Annotated in this window: 16 protein-coding genes and 1 pseudogene; 5 read left to right on the forward strand and 12 right to left on the reverse strand. The window is 71.9% G+C overall.

All coding sequences use genetic code 11. The annotated features are described in order from the left end of the window. Positions 1-146: 146 nt before the first annotated feature. Positions 147-1,769 (reverse strand): threonine--tRNA ligase, encoded by a 1,623-nt coding sequence (thrS, locus tag ABZ848_RS07705; protein WP_360826834.1) that lies wholly within the window; start codon positions 1,767-1,769, stop codon positions 147-149. Between thrS and ABZ848_RS07710 the strand changes: the two genes are divergently transcribed. Further along, a complete protein-coding gene (locus ABZ848_RS07710) occupies positions 1,730-2,509 on the forward strand; it encodes a hypothetical protein (RefSeq protein ID WP_360826837.1) in 780 nt (259 codons plus the stop codon). The two genes, thrS and ABZ848_RS07710, sit on opposite strands and share 40 nt — an antisense overlap. 31 nt (positions 2,510-2,540) lie before the next feature. Here ABZ848_RS07710 and ABZ848_RS07715 read toward each other — a convergent pair whose 3' ends face one another. From ABZ848_RS07715 to ABZ848_RS07745, 7 genes and pseudogenes are all read right to left on the reverse strand, one after another. After that, a complete protein-coding gene (locus tag ABZ848_RS07715; protein ID WP_360826840.1) occupies positions 2,541-2,819 on the reverse strand; it encodes a ribosomal protein L7/L12 in 279 nt (92 codons plus the stop codon). Positions 2,820-2,866: 47 nt separating this feature from the next. After that, a complete protein-coding gene (locus ABZ848_RS07720; protein ID WP_360826843.1) occupies positions 2,867-3,742 on the reverse strand; it encodes a GAF and ANTAR domain-containing protein in 876 nt (291 codons plus the stop codon). 143 nt (positions 3,743-3,885) lie between these two features. Beyond that, positions 3,886-4,602: a TIGR03943 family protein gene (locus tag ABZ848_RS07725; RefSeq protein WP_360827222.1), complete on the reverse strand. Its 717-nt coding sequence runs from the start codon at positions 4,600-4,602 to the stop codon at positions 3,886-3,888. Further along, positions 4,599-5,603 (reverse strand): permease, encoded by a 1,005-nt coding sequence (locus ABZ848_RS07730; protein WP_360826846.1) that lies wholly within the window; start codon positions 5,601-5,603, stop codon positions 4,599-4,601. The genes ABZ848_RS07725 and ABZ848_RS07730 overlap by 4 nt, the downstream gene beginning before the upstream one ends. 102 nt (positions 5,604-5,705) lie before the next feature. Continuing rightward, on the reverse strand, positions 5,706-7,049 hold the full coding sequence (locus tag ABZ848_RS07735; RefSeq protein ID WP_360826849.1) for a helix-turn-helix transcriptional regulator: 1,344 nt from the start codon (positions 7,047-7,049) through the stop codon (positions 5,706-5,708). A gap of 277 nt (positions 7,050-7,326) precedes the next feature. Beyond that, positions 7,327-7,831, reverse strand: a pseudogene (locus ABZ848_RS07740) (Uma2 family endonuclease). A 192-nt stretch (positions 7,832-8,023) separates the two neighbouring features. Next, complete coding sequence (locus ABZ848_RS07745; protein WP_360827225.1) at positions 8,024-8,584, reverse strand: TetR family transcriptional regulator; 561 nt, start codon at positions 8,582-8,584, stop codon at positions 8,024-8,026. A 54-nt stretch (positions 8,585-8,638) separates the two neighbouring features. Here ABZ848_RS07745 and ABZ848_RS07750 point away from each other — a divergent pair, with 54 nt between their 5' ends. Beyond that, on the forward strand, positions 8,639-9,097 hold the full coding sequence (locus ABZ848_RS07750) for a nuclear transport factor 2 family protein (RefSeq protein ID WP_360826852.1): 459 nt from the start codon (positions 8,639-8,641) through the stop codon (positions 9,095-9,097). On the opposite strand, the gene ABZ848_RS07755 is transcribed toward ABZ848_RS07750, so the two are convergent. The 3 genes from ABZ848_RS07755 to ABZ848_RS07765 all read right to left on the reverse strand — a co-directional run bounded on the left by ABZ848_RS07755 (position 9,098) and on the right by ABZ848_RS07765 (position 13,934). Then, entirely contained in the window at positions 9,098-9,352 is a 255-nt protein-coding gene (locus ABZ848_RS07755) for a DUF397 domain-containing protein (protein WP_360826855.1), read from the reverse strand. It abuts the gene before it with no gap. Continuing rightward, positions 9,312-10,160, reverse strand: coding sequence for a helix-turn-helix transcriptional regulator (locus ABZ848_RS07760; RefSeq protein WP_360826858.1), 849 nt, complete (start codon positions 10,158-10,160; stop codon positions 9,312-9,314). The genes ABZ848_RS07755 and ABZ848_RS07760 overlap by 41 nt, the downstream gene beginning before the upstream one ends. A 63-nt stretch (positions 10,161-10,223) precedes the next feature. After that, positions 10,224-13,934 (reverse strand): helix-turn-helix domain-containing protein, encoded by a 3,711-nt coding sequence (locus ABZ848_RS07765; RefSeq protein ID WP_360826861.1) that lies wholly within the window; start codon positions 13,932-13,934, stop codon positions 10,224-10,226. Between the two features lie 209 nt (positions 13,935-14,143). Here ABZ848_RS07765 and ABZ848_RS07770 point away from each other — a divergent pair, with 209 nt between their 5' ends. The 3 genes from ABZ848_RS07770 (at position 14,144) to ABZ848_RS07780 (ending at position 17,171) form a co-directional block, all read left to right on the forward strand. Next, positions 14,144-14,908 (forward strand): NPP1 family protein, encoded by a 765-nt coding sequence (locus ABZ848_RS07770; RefSeq protein WP_360826864.1) that lies wholly within the window; start codon positions 14,144-14,146, stop codon positions 14,906-14,908. 158 nt (positions 14,909-15,066) lie between these two features. After that, on the forward strand, positions 15,067-15,831 hold the full coding sequence (locus tag ABZ848_RS07775; RefSeq protein WP_360826866.1) for an NPP1 family protein: 765 nt from the start codon (positions 15,067-15,069) through the stop codon (positions 15,829-15,831). 104 nt (positions 15,832-15,935) lie between these two features. Beyond that, on the forward strand, positions 15,936-17,171 hold the full coding sequence (locus ABZ848_RS07780) for an amidohydrolase (RefSeq protein ID WP_360826869.1): 1,236 nt from the start codon (positions 15,936-15,938) through the stop codon (positions 17,169-17,171). On the opposite strand, the gene ABZ848_RS07785 is transcribed toward ABZ848_RS07780, so the two are convergent. Continuing rightward, positions 17,168-18,538, reverse strand: coding sequence for an extracellular solute-binding protein (locus ABZ848_RS07785; RefSeq protein ID WP_360826872.1), 1,371 nt, complete (start codon positions 18,536-18,538; stop codon positions 17,168-17,170). The two genes, ABZ848_RS07780 and ABZ848_RS07785, sit on opposite strands and share 4 nt — an antisense overlap. Between the last annotated feature and the right edge of the window lie 3 nt (positions 18,539-18,541).

Here is an 18,541-nt window from a genome sequence, read left to right on the forward strand (position 1 = left end):
CGCGCACGCGCGGGAGCAGATCGGCGCGGCGCGGCGCCCCGCAGCCGCAAGACAACGGGACCCGCTTGGTGCGGCCCCACCGGCCCGCGGGCGCGCACGCTCGGGAGTGGGTCGGGGCGGTGCGGCGCAACCCGCCGCGTACGTTGCTACTCGGGTTCGCCCGCTTCCCAACGGACGGTGACACCGTCGGCGGCGGGTTCGCCGTGCCGCCCCGGCCCCGACCCACGACGCACCCCCCGGCAGACCCGGTCCAGCAGTTCCCCACCACCCGCGGCCCCCACCCGCCGGCCACCCCGCAGCCGCACCGCCGCCAGGTCACCGGCGGCGGCCTCCCGCTCCCCGATCACCGCCTGGTACGGCACCAGCCGCGCCGCCCGGATCCGCGCCCCGAGGGTGCCCTCCTCCGGCCCGGCCAGCTCCGCCCGTACCCCCCGCGCCACCGCCCGCCGCACCAACTCCTCCCCCCGCGCCCGCTGTTCCTCCCCCACCGGCAGCACCACCAGCTGCACCGGCGCCAGCCACGCCGGAAACGCCCCGCCGTGCACCTCCACAAGATGCGCGACCACCCGCTCGACACTGCCGATGATGCTCCGGTGCACCATCACCGGCCGGTGCTTCGCCCCGTCCGCGCCGATGTAGCGCAGATCGAACCGCTCAGGCTGATGGAAGTCGATCTGCACGGTGGACAGGGTGGCCTCACGCCCCGCCGGATCCACGATCTGCACATCGATCTTCGGCCCGTAGAACGCCGCCTCGCCCGCCGCCTCCTCGTACTCCACCCCCGCCTCGGCCAGCACCTCCTTCAGCAGCCCGGTCGCCCGCTCCCACAGCCCCGGATCGGCGACGTACTTGCCGCCCTCACCGGGCAACGAGAGCCGGTACCGGTGCGCGCGGATGCCGAGGTCGGCATAGGCGCGGGCGATGAGCGCGAGGGCGTCACGGGCCTCGTCGACGGCCTGGTCCAGGGTGCAGAAGATGTGCGCGTCGTTGAGCTGGATGGACCGCACCCGGGTCAGCCCGCCCAGCACACCGGACAGCTCGGAACGGTACATGCCGCCCAACTCGGCGATACGGAGCGGCAGTTCGCGGTAGCTGTGCGACCGGGACCGGTAGATGAGCGCGTGATGCGGACACAGACTCGGCCGCAGTACGACCTCCTCCGAGCCCAGCCGCATCGGCGGGAACATGTCGTCGCTGTAGTGGGACCAGTGCCCGGAGATCTCGTACAGCTCCCGTTTGCCGAGCACGGGCGAGTACACGTGCCGGTACCCGGCGGCGCGCTCGATCTCCCGGACGTACTCCTCCAGGGTGTGCCGCACGACCGCACCGTCGGGCAGCCAGTACGGCAGCCCCGCGCCCATCAGCGGATCGGTGTCGAACAGTTCCAGTTCACGGCCGAGACGTCGGTGGTCGTACATGGCGTTCTCCTCGCGTCGAAAGGGCGGGAGGGGCGAGCGACCACGAAGAAACCCCGGGGCACTCGCCCCGGGGCTTCGGACATCCAGTACAGGACTCAGCGCGCCGGGACACTCTCCGGCGTCGTCGTGAGGAACGACTGGGCACGCTGCATGCGGGGACGGTAGCGCGGGGCGGGGCGGCGGCACGAGCGGTTTTCCGCAACCCGAGGCGGAGCCCCGTACCCCGGACGGACCGGCGCGCTGGTGGGACCCCGTGCTTGGTGGTCCCTTGGAGTCAGTCACCGCTGATCTTGTACGCCGAGGAGGCCCCGATGCCCCACATCCCTGCCGCCAGCCGTCTCCTCGCCGCATCCGCCCTGTCCTCCGGCGTGCTGCTCGGCACAAGCGCCTGCCTGTCGACCATGCCCCAGGCCCACGCCCCCCTGCCCACCGTCTCCCCCACCGCCAAGCCCTCGGCGAGCCCCGCCGCCTCACCCCGTTCGCTCACCCAGGCGCAGGCCCAGGCCGCGCTGGTCACCGCGACCGATCTGGGCGAGCCGTGGGCTCCGACCCAGGGTGCCGCGACCTGGCGGGACGGGCTGCTCAAGGCGACGACCGAGGCACCGGACTGCAAGCGGCTCCTGGACGCCCTGTACGCCGACGACCTGTTCGGCGGCGACCCCGGCACCCGCGCCGTGACCGGCCTGGACGACGCGATGGACCAGGCACAGCTGCGCTACCAGGTGCTCGACCTGCCCATCCCGGACGTGGACCGGACGCTGGCCTGGATGAAGACGCTGCCGAAGACCTGCGGCACGTTCACGGCGGTCACCGAACACGGCGCCGTACAGAACGTCCGGGTCACGGAGACCGCGCTGCCGAACACCGGGGACACCCGCCAGGGCCTGCGGGTCACGCTGACCGGCGAGAACGCGGACGGCGAGCAGACGGTGCTGACCCTGGACGTCGCCACGGTCCGGATCGGCGACGACACGATCGCCCTCACCCACGGCGGCCTGGGCGACGTATCGCCCGACGCGACGAACGGGGCCCTGCAGCTGGGCGTCCAGCGCCTGGCGGAGATCAGGAAGCAGGCGCGGGTACAGGTCTGAAGCCGACCCCCTGCCGAGCCTCCCAGCGGGTCTAACCCAGCTTCTCCACCGCGTCCTTGGCCTCCTTCAGCCCCACCCCGGTGGCCTCCCGGTACATCTTGATCGCCTCGATCTTCTTCCCGGCCCGCACCAGGTCGGCCACCTCCGCGCTCCACGGCTCGTCCTCGCGCAGCCCCAAGTGGCCGAGGATCAGATCGAGTTTGCGCTCGACCCGCGCCACCCGCTGGTCCGCACGGGAGATCCGGTTCTCGATGCTGCCGACGCCGATGAGCAGCGCAACGGCAGCCAGGGTGTAACCGAGCGTGTCCATGACCGGAATCCTAGGGGCTGTCCCGAATCCGACCGCACGCCGGTACTTCAGTCCCGTTCGAACCTCTCCCGCCGCGCGACCACGTCCCGCGCCAGCTCCGTGACGGTCCGGCCCCGTACGAACGCGCGCGCCCGCAGCCGGGTCAGCGCCACGTCCGCGTCGACGCCCAGCTGCGCCATGACCACGCCGGTCGCCTGGTTGACCTCGTGGTCCGTGGCGAGGCCGTCCAACCAGCGTTGGCCCGCTCCGTCTCCGTTCTCGTCCCAGGGGAGTTCCATCAGAGCCACCGTCATGACACCGGCCACCAGCAGCGCCACGCGCAGCTCTTCCTCCGTGAGCTCGCCGGGGGTGTCGCGGTAGAGGTCGAGGGTGCCGAAGCAGTCCCCTCCGGGACCGAGCGGCACCGAGTACGTCGCCCGTACACCGGCGGCCGTGGCCTGCTGTGCGAAGACCGGCCAGCGCCCCGCGTCCCGGCCCGCCGTCAGGTTGCTCGCGAGCACGGGCTCACCGGCCAGGCAGGCGGCCTGGCAGGGCCCGTCGCCGAGGGTGGACTGCACCTCCGCGAGATGCACGGCGTCCTCGCCGCTCGCGCCGATCCGCACGGCGGCCCCGTCGCTGCGCAGCGACACGCTCGCGCCGTTCACCGGCAGCAGCCGCACCGCCAGCCGGCACAGCCGCGCCGGAACCTCCTCGGGCCGGGCACCCCGCATCTCCTCGGCGACGACTTCGGCGGCGTGTATCCGGTCCACGCGGGGCGCCGGGCGCGAGCCGGGCGCGGGGCGCGGGGCGCGGGATGCGTCACCGCTCCCGGAAGGATCACCGTCCTCCGGACGGCAGCCTGCCCCACCGTTCGAACCGGTCCCGTCGCCGCCGGAGCGGAACTCGTCCCCGGGGAAGCCGTGGCGCTCGTCGTCGGGCCGCACGGCCACCGCCTCCTTCGCGCTGGTACACCTCCGTGGACTCCCGGAACGGACTCGCCGAGGCAGGGGTCGGGCCTGGTAACGGCCCGCTCGGGAGCGCTGCCCGACTACCCCTCCCAGGAGGGGCGAAACGCCTGGTGGTGCGCCTATCGCTGCTCGTAGGGATCGGCCGGCTGCCGGACCGTCCGCACGGTGGCGGAATCGAGTACGGGCGGCCAGGCGGCGTCGGTGCCGAGTTTGCCCTTGGGATGCCAGGTGCCGGTGACGGTCACCCAGGTGTCGACGGGCGGAGCCTCGGCGCCCCGGATCTCGACCTTGCTGGTGGTGGCGTCGGCGGCACAGCACGAGACGAGCAGCCGGGTGAGGTACCAGGTGCCGTCGTCGCCGTGCGTGACGAAACCGGTCATCCGGACGGTACGGCCCTTCAGCGACCGCCCGCTGTCGTACATCGCCCGCGAGCTGAACTGCGCGAGCGTCAGCTCCACCGGATCCCCGGCCGGCAGCGCGGGAAAGCTCCCGACCCCCTGCGCGGCGACCTGAGCCGCCTCCCGCTCGGCGCTGTAGGAACCGAGGGCGGGCGGCGGGAAGAGCAGCAGGGCGAGCGCGGGGAGGGCGAGCAGCCAGGCGAGGCGGGGGCCGTGGTGCGCGTGGCCGTGATCCTCACCGTGCTCGTCATCGTCGTACGACCGACTGCGTACGACCGCTGCCGGCAGCCCGAGTCCGACCAGCACCACCCCCGAGATGACGAGATACGGCCGCAACCCCGCCTGCACGTACCGCAGATACAGATCGCTGAGAAGCGAGATCCGCAGGATGGCCGCGCCGACGAGGACGAGCAGCACGGCAGACCCGTATCGCCTCACCACAGCCACCACCCCACCGCCACGCTGCTCGTGACGGCGACCGCCCAGGTCGCGGTCGAGAACCGTACGGCGAAAGCGCGGCCGAAGGTGCCGGTCTGCAGGGCGATCAGCTTCAGGTCGACCATCGGGCCCACCACCATGAACGCCAGCCGGGCGGTGGGCGGGAAGCCGCTGAGGGAGGCCGCGACGAAGGCGTCGGCCTCGCTGCACACGCACAGGACGACCGCGAGGACGGCCAGGAGCAGGACCGACAGCCAGGCGGAGCCGGTGAAGACGTCCAGGACGGAGCGGGGGACGACGAGGTTGAAGGTGGCCGCGGCGGCCGCGCCGAGCACCAGGAAGCCGCCGGCGTGCAGGAAGTCGTGCTGCAGCCCGGCGCCGAAGGCGCGCAGGCCGGAGGCGGTGGGCGGGGCGTGCCGTTTCGGGGGCCGCAGCCAGTCGTCGCGGCCGAACCTCGCCCACAGCCAGCCCATCACGACGGCGGTCGCGAGGGAGGCGACGAGGCGGCCGAGGACCATCCTGGGCTGCCCCGGGAAGGCGATGGACGTGGCCACCAGCACGACCGGGTTGATCGCGGGCGCGGAGAGGAGGAAGGCGAGGGCGGCGGGCGGTGCGACACCGCGCCGCATCAGGCTGCCGGCGACGGGCACGGAGGCGCACTCGCAGCCGGGGAGCACGACACCCGCGGCTCCGGCGACGGGGACGGCGAGGGCGGGGTTGCGGGGGAGGAGGCGGCTGAAGACCCGCTCGGGCACGAAGGCGCCGATGGCCGCGGACACGACCGTACCCAGCAGCAGGAAGGGAACCCCCTGCACGGCGATCGCGGTGAACACGGTCCACCAGGCGGCGACCGGCGGGGTGTAGAGGTCGAGCGCGAGCATCGGCCCGAGGACGGAGACGACGGTGGCGATGGCGATCAGCGCGGAGCCGCCGAGAACGGCGTACACGAGGGCCCGTACGACGAGTCGCACACCGTCGGCCACCACTCGCCGCTCTTCCACCACACCCGCCTCTGCCGTCCGGCTCCCTGCCCTCGCGAAGGCTAACCAGCGGGGGCTGTGCGGGGGATGGGAGTGGCCACAGAGGGGGCTGTGGGGGGTCGGTCAGAGCGGGGGCTGGGCCGGGGCCGGGCCCAGCGTGGTCGTGCCCGGGGCCGTTCGGTGGCCCAGTCCCGTGCGGTACGCGTCCAGTGCGGCCTCCACCCTGCCGGTGCGGCGGAGCAGGTCGCCGAGGAGGCGGCACAGGTCGGCCAGGTCGCCTGCCGCGCCCGCGCGTTCCAGGAGGCTCAGGGCGCGGACGTAGTGTTCCTCGGCCGTCTCCGTGTCGCGGGCGTCCTCGGCGATGATGCCGAGGAGGCGGTGGGCGGCGGCGGAGTGCAGGGCGCCGCGTTCCGGGCTGAGGTCGCTGAGCGTGTCGTGGAGCAGCGTGGCGGCCTCCTCGGACTTGCCGCGCCGGTGCAGTACGTCGGCGAGCTCGACCGCGGCCTGGCTGCCGTACAGCGCCGCGCGCCCCTCCGCGAGCATCTTCAGAGCCAGCCTCAACTCGTCCTCGGCGCGCTCCAGTTCGCCGTTCTGCGCACACACGTACCCGCGCATCCAGTGGCAGTTGGCGAGCTCGGTGCGCAGTTGCAGCGTCCGGTACAGCTCGGCGGCCTTGGCGAGGGACGCGTCGGCCTCGGCGATCCGGCCCTCGGCGAGCAGCGTGCGGGCGACCGAGCGGTGCATACGGGCGACGAGGGCGGGGTCGGCGGCCTGTGGAGCGAGGGCGAGGGCGAACTCGGCGGCCTGGGCGGCGCGGGCGTGCGCGCCCATGTCCATGTAGGGCCCGATGATGCTGGCGTACAGGAGCAGCAGGGCGTCCGGGTCGTGCAGCCCCCCACGATTGAGCTCGTCGAGGGCGGACTCCAACAGGTAGACGGCGTAACGGAGTTCACCGGCGAGGTAGTGGGAGACGGCACGGCCGCGCAGGGCGGGGACGCGGGCGGGCAGCGGGGCGTCGGCGAGGGTCTGCTCGGAGCGCTCGAAGTACGTGCGGGCGGCGCCCAGTTCACCGGTGTCGATGGCGCATTCGCCGAGCCCGAGCAGGGCGGCGGCCTGGACGTCGGCGAGCTCGTGCGCCTCGGCCTCGCCGAGCAGCGCGGTGTACTGCTCGGCGGCGCGTTCGGCCTCGCCGGCCGCGAGCGTGCGCTGCGCCTCGGTCAGCCTGAGCCGCAGGTCGGTGGCGAGGCGGGCCGGACGTCCGGTGACCAGTTCCTCGTACGCGACCCCGAGCCGCTCGGCGATGTGCCGCAGCGCCTCGTCGGAGGGGCGGACCCGGCCGGCCTCAAGGGTGGAGATATAGGCGGGTGTATAGGCAGGCTCCGCCAACTGCCGCTGCGTCAGCCCGCGCTCGCCCCGCAGCTGCTGGACCCTTCTCCCGATCGTCACCGGATCATCACGGTCCGACATCGCCAACTCCCCCTGGCCCTCTTGCCGTTGCCCCACATGGACCTCTAGGTTAAGCGGCGTCTTAAGTGCGCTTAATACATCTCTGTTGAAACGCTGTTGAGAGGTTGCCGTGCTTCGACACATCTCCGAGCGTTACGCCCGAGGTCTCGGCGCAGCCATCATCGCAGTGGCGGCCCTGGTCCTGGCCGCGAACGCCGGCCCGGCGAGGGCGGCGGACACGACACCGCCACCTGGTCAGGTGCAGCAGGCCGGCCACGGGGGCTGAGGGAACGGGAGCTCAGAACTCCGCCGTGTCCAGCTCGAAGTCGAGGGGGGCGGGGAGGGGAATGGCGATCCCGAGCTTGACCTTGGGCGCTTGGCCGTAGTCATCGCCGGAGGGTTCGGAGTAGACGGTGACTTCCTCCTCCTCGCGATCGATCAACAGGTGGACGGGGATGCCGGCGCGAGCGTAGCCGTGGATCTTCTTGGTGCGGTCGCGGTCGGCGGTGCTGGTGGAGGTGACTTCGGCGACAAGGAGCACAGGAGAGGGGTCGTTCCACTTCTCGGGCCCGCGGAAGCTGCCCTTCGGGGCGATGGCCAGGTCGGGAAGGACACGACCGGTCTCGGACGAGCCGGGAACCCTCAGGCCGATGCCGGTGTAACACAGACTCCCCGTGTTCCCCGTTGGCCGGTGGCGTCACACAGATCTCTCCTTCGATCAGCTCCACGCGCCAGCCCAGGGGGGCTGCCGCACTGATGCGCTCGAAGGCCGCTTCCACGCTCGTGTGAGAGTTGTCGGGCACGCCACTGTCCGCGTCACTGTCGCCGTCAGGGTCGTAAGGACCGGAGATGACAGACCTCCTTCGCTCGACGCGACCATCTCAGGGTAGACGGGAAGCCCGTCCCGCGAATCCGGAGTCGTTCACTCGAACGGGTGTGCTGTTACGTTTCGGCGGGGATACGGAGACATGGGCATCAGCTCACGGTCCGCCCTCTCAGCGAGCGGGACGGGGCAGTACGGCAAGGGCCGTCCGGGCAATGCCGGTCAGCGTTTCCTCGCCCGCTCCGGCCTTGCCCAGCGCTTCGATGCCGCGCAGTACGGCGAGCACCAGCGCGGCCAGCTTTCCCGGATCCGCGTCCGCTGCGATGTCGCCATTGCGCTGGCACGCTGCGATGTCGCCCTCCAGCAGCACCTGCAGCGCCTCGATGGCCGCGCGCGCTCGCTTGGCCACCGTCTCGTCGTGTTCGGCCAGCTCTGCCGCGCCCTTGGCCAGCAGACATCCGCGGTGGGCGGTGTCCGCAGCAGTCGCCGCCGCCACCCCGTGCACGTGGGCGGACAGCCGCGCGTAGGCGTCCGCGTCGTCGCCGCGCAGCTGCCGGCTCGCAGCGTCGACGACGGAGGTGCAGTAGTCGTCGAACACACGGTGGAACAGCTCCTGCTTTCCGCCGAACGCGCCGTACAGGCTGCCTTTGCCGAGCCCCGTCGCCTCGGCGATGTCCTCCATCCGCGTGGCGGCGTACCCACCCGACCAGAACCGCTCCCGGGCGGTGTCCAGATGGCTAGCGTTCTGGACGAACCAGTCAAGAACCGGACCGTGCCTGGAGGAAAAGTGAGCGCCGTCAGCGATATCCAGAAGCGTCGCCAAGAGATCGCGATCAGCTACTTCCGCATGGTGGACGCCGGCAACCCCGCGGTTGTCGACTTCTTCACGGAGGATGCCCGCATGTTCTACCCGAAGTTCGGCATCGCGAGAGGGAAGGCGCAGATCGGAGCATTCACTCAGGGGCTCGCCCGGGGAATCGCGTCGCTCGAGCACGAGATCGACGGCTTCACCGTGTTGTCGTCCGGGAACCACGTGATCGTCGAAGGTGCGGAGAAGGGAACGACGACGTCAGGCGTGGACTTCCCTGACGGCGTCTCCTCCTTCGGGCTGTTCTGCAATGTGTTCGAGTTCGAGGGTGAACTCATCAAGAGGATCCACATCTACGTGGACCCGGACTTCGCCAACACACACGCCGAGGGCGTGGCTTGGGGCAAGTCGGTGCAGGACAGCATCGCCGGCCTGTAGTCAGCCTTTGACATAACCGACGAACACCGCGAACGCCTCCGGCGAGAGGGCGAGGATGCCGTGGGCGGGGTTCTTGGAGTCACGGACGGCGACACGGGGTTCGAGGTGGGCGACCTCGACGCAATCACCGCCGGTGTTGCCGCTGTAGCTGGACTTACGCCACCGCGCCGCTACCTCTACGCAGTCGCCTCCGCTGCTGCTGCTGTAGCTGGACTTACGCCACGTCGCGCCCTTCGGCTGTCGACTCGTCTGCATAGCGCTCCTCCATCACATGGGCGATCAGCTCTGCCGAGTCCCGCACGGAGAGTGCGGAAGCCCGCAGTTGATCGTAATGGAGCCAGCCCTCGCTGACAGCGTCCGGATTGGCGGTCATGTGCCCCTGGATGAAGTCCTCGGTGTACGCGATGTCCGGGTGGTCGTCGAAGCGCAGGAGGTTGAAGGCGCCCGGCAGACCCGGGTGTTGGCCCGCCGAGAACGGCAACACCTGGATCTTGAGCCGCCGTTGATCACGGAAGCTGAGCAGGTGCGCCAGTTGCTCCCGCATCACCTCGCGGCTGCCCATCGGGCGGTACAGCACGGCCTCGTCCAGCACCACCCACACCACCGGCGGGTGCTTCTTGCCCAGGAGGCGCTGGCGCTCCAGCCTGGCGCCGACCAGTTCGTCGAGGTTGTCCGGCTGCGGCGCGCCCAGCACCGCACGTGCATACGCCTCCGTCTGCAGCAGCCCGTACACGACCTGCGCCTGGTACGTGGAGATGTACGTCGCCTTGGCCTCCATCTCCGCATACGCCTGGAACCAGCTCGGCAACTGGCTCCTCAACACCAGCCCCACCAGCCGCGAGAAGCACCCGTCCGTCATCAGCGCCGCGTCGGCCCGCTCCGCGAACTCCCGGGTCGGCACCTTCTTCGCCGTCTCGATCTGGCCGATCAGCGACCCCGTACAGAAGATCGCGGAGCCGAGGTCGGCCAGTCTCATCCCCGCCGCCTCGCGCCTTCTGCGGAGTTCGTAGCCGAAGTAGTCCAACGGGGAGGCGCTCGGGTCGAGTTCGCGAATGTTGGCCATGTAGCTGAGAGTAACTGGACGATTTCGCTCAGGTAGTGGAAATCAAGAAACCCGCGCAATCAATCAACTCCCGCACACCTTCCGATACCCCGCCTCCGGCACATACGTCCGCCACTGCCCCCGTGTCAGCCCCGCGCCCCCCGCCCGCGCGCACACCCTCTCCACCGCCCGCGCCGGATCGACGACGTACCGCTGGAGCGGGACGTTCACGCCGGACGCGTACAGCGTCTTGCCGTCCGTGCTGAAGGCCAGGGAGTCGATCTCCTCGCCCGGGGTGGTCAGGGGGTTGCCGAGGGGCTGTTGGGTGGCTACGTCCCAGAGTTGGAGGCTGCCCGCGTTGCCGCCTACGGCGAGGGTGCGGCCGTCGGGGCTGAAGGCGAGGGACGTCACGCCCTCGGGGGTCGTGCCGAGCGGGCTCGGGAACGTGTTGCGCAGGATCCCCTCGCGGTGTTCCACGGTCCCGTCCCACAGCGCTACCCGGCCCGTCTGATCGCCCGCCGCAAGGAGCGAACCGTCGGCCGTGAAGCCCAGCGCTCCGATCTGGTCGCCCTGGACGAGATCGTGACCGGCGGCCCGCCCCGAGGGCAGCCGTGCCACCCGGCCCTCGCCGACCAGCAGCCCGGCGTCGGGGCTGACGGCGAAGTGGCTGCCGGAGACACCGGTCAGGACCGTCGTCCGGTGACGGTGCGTCACGTCCCACACCTCGTCGGTCAGCGAGCCGAGGTAGGCCGAGCGGACCGCGTACAGGGTGCGGCCGTCCCTGCCCAGGCCCACGTCGATCAGCGCACCGCCCGGCAGGTCCAGTGAGCGCAGGGCGCGCCCGTGCCGCAGGTCCCAGAGCGCGACCGGCTGCTGCCGCACCTCCCGGCCGGGCGCCGAGACGCCGTACGCGAACCGCGTGCCGTCCGAGCTGAACGCGGCCAGCGGCAGCGTGTCCGCGGGTACGACCGGCAGGGTCGGGTCGGCGGAGACCGGGACCGGCAGCGGGGGGAAGGTGTGCAGGACGCGGCCGTCGGCGGTGGCATAAAGCCGGAAGTCGTAGTGGTCGCCCGTGCGTTCCGCCGTGGCGTAGGTGCGGCCGTCCGGGCTGAGGCGTACCTCGGCGAGCGGGGTCCCGCGCCAGGAGCGGGTCACGGCCGCTCCGAGGTCGAGGGTGTGGACCGTGCCGCCCTCCAGGTAGCGGAGGGTGCGGCCGTCGCGGTCCCAGACGAGACCGCCGTACAGGTGCTGGTTGTTGAGTTCGTGGCGGAGGACGGGGGCGCCGGGGGACGCGAGCCGCCAGACCCGGAGTTCGGAGTGGTCTGCGGTCGCTGCGAAGTCGCCGTCCGGGCTGACGGAGGTGTAGAGGACGCCGGGGTCGTAGAGGTCGGCGAGCTTGCGGCCCGTGGTGGTGTCCCAGACGCGGACGCCGGTGTCGATGGCGGCGGCCAGGCGGTGGGTGCCCAGCGCGAGGAACGCCGTGTCCTCGTCGCAGAGGCGGTCGTGCTGCCAGGCGCCGGGCAGGGCGCGGTGGGTGGCCGTGTCCCACAGTTGTGGGGTCTTGCCCGAGGGGCAGAGGGCCGCCAGTTTTCCGTTTCCGCTCACCTCGGCTATCCCCGTGTCCGGCGACCGGGTCTCGAACAGCACCTTGCCGTCGGTGACCGAGCGCAGGCGGACGTCGGCGCCCTCGATGGCTAGGAACGCGCGGCCGTCGCCGGTGAAGCGGACGTCGCCGACGTCGTGCAGCCAGTCGCTGCCGCCGGTCCAGTGGGCGGTGGCGGTGTTCCACAGCCGTATGCCGTCGCCCTGGGTCACTTCGAGCACCCGTGCGTCGGGGGTGGCGCCGGTGACCGTGCCCCGGGGCACCTTGCCGGAGGCGATCGCGCGGTGGGTGGTGACGTTCCAGGTGCGCCAGTCGGGGCCGTCGGCGCTGAGCAGGACGCGGCCGGTGCCAGCGAGCGTGCGCCGGGTCTCGTCGCCGGGGGTGGGGTCGGTGTAGGTGTCCGTCTCCGGCTGGGCCAGGGAGCCGAGCAGGGCGCGGCGGGTCTCCGGGAGCTCGGCGACGCGCCAGGCGGCGGCGCCGAGCAGCAGCGCGGTGCGCGGGTCGGTCGTACGGAGGGCGTCGGCGACGTCGGCGACCCGGCGGGCCGCGTTCTGGGTGCGCTGCGTCTGGTTGTCGTCGTACTCGCGCCAGACCGCGAAGCCGGTGAGGAGGGCGATGGCGAGGACCGCGGAGAGCGAGACGGTGAGGACGCGGTGGCGGCGGGCGGCGCGGGCGGCGGCCCGGCGCTCCGCCTCGCGGACCTCCAGGGCGGCGGTGAGGAAGGACCGTTCGGTCACCGTGAGCGCGGTGTCGGTGGTGTGGTCGGGGAAGAGCTCCTCGGCGCGGGCCAGGCGGGTGCCGCGGTAGAGGGCGCCGGGGTCGCGGTCGTGCTCCAGCCAGGTGCGGGCGGCCTCGGTGAGGGCGCGGTGGTGGCGCAGCCGTTCGCGGTCCTGCTCGATCCAGCCGTGCAGCCGGGGCCAGCAGCTGATCAGGGCCTCGTGGGCGAGGTGGACGCCCTCCTCGTCGACGGTCAGCAGCCGGGCTGCGGCCAGCCGCTCCACGGCGGGCGGTACGTCGGGGTCGGCCCACTCCGCGAGTTCGGCGCGGGTGAGGGGGCGGCGGGTGTCGGGGGTGCCGCGGCCGGGCTGGACCATGCGCAGCAGCAGCTGCCGGGCCGCTCGGCGCTGAGCCGCGGTCAGCTGCCCGTACACCTCCTCCGCCGTGGCCGCGATCGCGCCGCGCACCCCGCCCGCCGCCTCGTACGCGGCCAGCGTCAGCATCCGGCCCTTGCGCCGGCGCCAGGTCTCCAGCAGGGCGTGCGAGAGCATCGGCAGGGCGCCGGGCTGGTCGAGGACCTCCTCGACGATCGTCGCGGTCAGCTCGCGTTCGACCAGGTGGCCGACGGCCTGCGCCGGTCTGATCACGGCCTCGCGCAGCTCGTCGGCGTTCATCGGACCGACCAGCAGGCCCGCGCCGCGCAGGGCGTCCGCGAGGCCCCGGTGCTCGCCGCAGCGGGCGTAGAAGTCGGCGCGTACGGCGATCAGCACGCGCAGGCGGCTGTCCGGGTCGCGGGCGGTGAGCAGCAGGTCGATGAAGCGGGCCCGCTCGGCGCGGTCCCGGCACAGGGTGAAGGCCTCCTCGAACTGGTCGACCACCACCCAGGCCTCCGGCTCGCCCTCGGCGGGCGCGAGCAGATGCCCGTACGTGCTCGCGGGCCGGTCGCCCGGGGTGAGCACCCGCAGCACGGCCGGGCGGCCCCGGGCGGCGATCTCGTGCTGGAGGCCGGGGATGAGACCGGCCCGCAGCAGGGAGGACTTGCCGCTGCCGGAGGCGCCGAACAGCACGGCGAAACGGTGGTCGCAGACCAGGTCCCGCAGTTCGGCGACGAGTTCGTCGCGGCCGAAGAACAGCTCACGGTCGGCGGGCTCGAAACGGGCGAGGCCCCGGTAGGGCGGAGGGACGTTCTCGTCGGGCCGGGCCGCGCCGCTCGCCTCGGCCTCCGCCTCCTTCCAGCGCGGCACCCACTCCTCGGGATCCGCGCCGCACGCGCGCGCGTACCCGCGCACGACGTCGAGGGACGGCAGGCGCTCACCGGCGGCGGCCTGGGAGAGCGTGGTCGCGGAGAAACCGGCGGTCCTCGCCATCGTGCGGTACGAGGGCGCGCCGGCGGCCTTGCGCAGCTCGCGCAGTTGATGGGCGAGGCGCTGGACGGGTCCGGCCTCGGGGTCAACAGGTCTCTCGGGTCGGCCCACGGGCGCGCCCACCTCCGTCCCACTGGTGGCTTTCACGACGTTCGTAGGCGTCTGACACCACATTCCTGTGAACCCCAGTTGATCAATTGGGTAAAAAGCCGCCCGGCGTTCGTAGAAAAGCCTTTCCATCGAGCCCTCGGGTTGCCAGTCTCCGGTCGACCCCCGGATGTCATGTCCGGGTCGAGTGGATCGTCGACTGGAGCCCCCCGATGTCCCGAACCAGGACCCTCCGCCTCGCCCGCGCCGCCGCCGTCACGGGCAGCGCCGCCGCGCTCATCGTCGCCCTGCCGTTCACCGCCTCCGCGGGCGTGCTGCAGAACCTGCCGGAGAACGCGACCACGTACGAGAAGAACTTCGAGCCGCTGTACGACTACGACACGGACAGCTGCTACCCCGCCGCCGCGATCGACCCGGACGGCAACCTCAACGGCGGCCTCAAGCCGACCGGCTCGGTCACCGGCAGCTGCCGCACCGGGCACCTGGACCACGCCAACACCTACTCGCGCACCAAGTGCAACAACGGCTGGTGCGGCACCATCTACGCCAGCTACTTCGAGAAGGACGAGGCCTCCCCGGGCATCGGCCACCGCCACGACTGGGAGTGCATCGTCGTCTGGGTCAAGGAGGGCGACTCCACCCCGTCGTACCTGTCCGCCTCCCAGCACGGCGACTTCGAGACCGAGGCGGTCGCCGACGTGCCGATGGTCAGCCAGCGCGTCCAGGTCGTCTACCAGAAGGACGGCCTGAGCACCCATGACTTCCGGTTCGCCAAGTGGGGCGAGACCCCGGAGAACGACGACGCCGCCTGGCACCAGGAGAACCTGCTCACCTGGGAGAACATGGCGTCCAACCTGCGCGACATCCTCAACGCCTCCGACTGGGGCGACGCGAACTTCCCGCTGCAGGACTCCAAGTTCGACGACCACCTGAACAAGGCCCTGCCGAGCGGGATCAGCTTCGACCCGTACGCCTGAGCCGAGGCGCGCCCTGTGCTATGTGACATAGCACAGGGCTGTCCGGGATTGATTGCCCTGATCAAAGGGGGGTGCCGATCAATTCCCCGGTTGCCAGTCTCGGTGCCGTCACCCCGGATCCGCCCGGATCCGGCCACCGAGCAACGGGGAGCACCCGCATGTTCCAGCGAACGAAGTCCCGTATCGGCAAGGCCTCGCTCGTGGCGCTCAGCGCCACCGCGCTGGCCGTCGGTCTGGCGGGCAGCGCCGACGCCGGCGTCCTCAACCCGCTGCCCTACAGCGGCAGCACCTTCCAGGCGAAGTACCAGCCGTACTTCGACTACGACTCGGACAGCTGCTTCCCAGCGGCTGCCGTCGACGCGAACGGCAACGTCAACGGCGGCCTCAACCCGTCCGGCTCGCTCACCGGCAAGTGCCGCACCGGCCACCTCGGCAAGGCGAACACCTACGCACAGTCCCTGTGCAAGAACGGCTGGTGCGCCTACGCGTACACGCTGTACTTCGAGAAGGACCAGTGCGACCCGACCGGCATCACCGACTGCGGGCACCGGCACGACTGGGAGTCCGTCGTCGTCTTCCAGAAGCAGGGTGAGGAGAAGCCGCGCTACCTGGCCGCCTCCCGGCACGGCGGCTACAGCACCCACCCGATCAACGAGGTGCCGATGAACGGCAACCACGTCGAGATCGTCTACCACAAGGACGGCGCCAGCACCCACGCCTTCCGCTTCGCCAAGTGGGGCGAGAAGCCGGTGGCCTGGGGCAACGGCGGCTGGGACACCCCCGCGCTGGTCAACTTCTCCAGCCTCGACAGCAGCCTCCAGGGCAAGCTGAACGGCAACTGGGGCAACGCCAACTTCCAGATCGGCAAGAACTTCATCAGCAACGTCAACAAGGCCCGCCCGTCCGCGGTCCCCGCCTTCTGACGTACGCGCCGCAGACCGCGGCCGCCGACGCCCCCTCTCCCCCCCCGGCGTCGGCGGCCGCTCCTTTACGCCCAACCGGCGCCCGACCTGCGTACGCTGCCGGGATGACCTCTGCCGCCGCCCGCACCGCGCTGGACCTCACCGCCGACCTCCCGGTCCCCGACCTGGAGGACTTCTACCGGGACCTGCACCGCCACCCCGAGCTGTCCCTGCGCGAGCACCGCACGGCCGGCAAGCTCGCCGAGCGGCTCGGCAAGGCGGGATACGAGACCGCCGAGGGCGTCGGCGGCACCGGCGTCGTCGGCCTGCTGCGCAACGGCGACGGCCCGACCGTGCTGCTGCGCGCCGACATGGACGCGCTGCCGGTCGCCGAGGAGACCGGACTGCCGTACGCCTCCGAGGTGCCCGGGGTGATGCACGCCTGCGGGCACGACATGCACGTGACCTGGCTGGCCGGAGCGGCCGAGGCGCTGGCCGCCGGGCGGGACGCCTGGTCCGGCACCCTGCTCGTCGTCGGCCAGCCCGCCGAGGAGACGGGCGAGGGCGCACAGGCCATGGTCGCCGACGGCCTGTACGAGCGCTTCGCCCGCCCGGACGTCCTGCTCGGGCAGCACGCGGCGCCCGGACCCGTCGGCTTCTACGCCCACTCGCCGGGCCTGATCATGTCGGCCTCGACGGACGTCGACATCGTCGTCCACGGCCGCGGCGGACACGGCTCCCGCCCCGAGACGACCGTCGACCCGGTGGTCACCGCCGCCTACCTCGTCACCCGCCTGCAGACCGTCGTCGCCCGGGAGATCGCCGCCCGCGAGTCCGCCGTCCTCACCGTGGGGCGTATCGAGGCGGGCACCCGGCACAACATCATCCCGTCCGAGGCGCGCATCGCCCTCAACCTGCGCACCCAGTCCGACGAGGTCCGCGAGCGGATGCTCACCGCGATCCGGCGCATCGCGGCCGGCGAGGCCCTGGCGGCCGGCTGCCCGCGCGAACCCGAGGTGACGGTGGGCGCGACCTTCCCGGTGACCCTGAACGACGCCGACACCGACCGGCGCATCGCCACCGTGCACGAGGAGACGCTCGGGGCGGGGACAGTGCTGGACTTCGGCCCGGTGATGGGCAGCGAGGACTTCCCGCACCTCGCGCAGGGCGGCATCCCGTACTCGTACTGGTTCGTCACGACCACCTCGGCCGAGGTGTGGGACGCGGCCCCCGGCACCGACCTGATGGAGAAGTTCCTGGCCGTACCCAGCAACCACAGCCCGCACTTCGCGCCGGACTTGTCGACCGTGACACCCGGGGTGCGCACCCTGGTGTCGGGTGCGCTCGCCTACCTCACCTAGTCCGGCAGCGCCTTCCGCAAGGCCGCGTCCAGGTTCTCGGCCAGCGTCTCGTCCTCCGGCGGACTGTCGCCGAACAGCGCGCCGAGCTGGGCGGTGAAGGTCTGGGTGAAGGCGCCGTAGAGGGGCGTGCGGGGGCGCTGGACGGCGTTCTGGAGGGCGGGCAGCAGGATCGGGCGGGCGTACTTCGGGCGCCCGGCCGCGTCCCGCGGCATGGGGTCGGCGCGCTCGCCGGTGGGGGAGGCGGACGGGGAGGAGGAGGTGCCCGTCGTGCAGCGCAGGTCGTCGTCGCGGTACGCCGACGTCCGTGTCGCCGCGAACCCCGCGTCCAGCAGACAGCGTTCGCTCTCCTTGCCGGTGAGGTAGGCGATCAGCTCGGCGGCCTTCGTCGCCCGCGGGGAGGACGCGGTCACCGCGAGGTTCTGGCCGCCGAGCACCGCGCGGCCGGGCAGCGGGGCCACGCCGAGCCGCTTGTCGGTGAAGGTCTGGAAGAGGGTGCGGTAGGCGTAGGGCCAGTGGCGCAGGAAGGCGGTGCGGCCGGCCGCGAAGTCGCCCATGGAGGCCGCCTCGTCGGAGTGCACGGCGTCCGGGAGTAGATAGGCCCCCTCGGTGCGCCGCCTCAACTCGGCCACCCCCTGGGCGAGTTCGTCCACGGTGGCGTCGTAATGCCCGTCGGAGTCGGTGATCGAGAAGTCCTCCACCGCCGACGCGAACGCTTCGACCGCGTTGACGGTCCGCCCCTCGTAACCGGCCAGCTGCGTGGTCCACGCCTTCTCGAAGCCCTGGGGGTCGAGGTCGTTCACCACGCTCATCAGCGCGTCGAGCTGCGACCAGGTGAGCGGGGAGCGGCTGAGGTCGGTCTGCCGGACACCGGCCCGCGCCAGCCAGTCGCGCCGGTAGTAGAGCAGCCCGACATCGCTGTTGAACGGGACCGCGTACACCTTGCCGCCCCAACTGGCCGTACTGGCCACGGACTTGATCACATCGCCGTCGATCATCGAAGCGGGCAGCGCCCGCACGAGACGGGCGGCGGCGAACTCCGGCACCCAGGTCACGTCCAGGTTGACCACGTCGTACGACGCGCTGCCGGACTGCAGGGCGCCGAGCAGCTGGCTGCGCTGCTCGTCGGCGCTCCCCGGCAGCTCGACGAGCCGCGCGCGATACCCGGAACCCGCCCGGTCCTGCTGCCGGTTCCAGGCGTCGATGAGCTGCTCGCGGATGCCGTTCTTGCCGGTGACGTCCCGCCCGCTGGCGACCACGATCTCACCCGGCACCTCGGCGGCCGAGCCGTCGCGCGACCCGCCCCCACCCGTGCAGGCGGCCACGAGCAGCAAGCAGCCGAGGCCCACCACGAGCCGCCGTACACCCATCGT

The sequence above is a fragment of the Streptomyces sp. NPDC047081 genome (genome assembly GCF_040643775.1).
Taxonomy (GTDB): domain Bacteria; phylum Actinomycetota; class Actinomycetes; order Streptomycetales; family Streptomycetaceae; genus Streptomyces.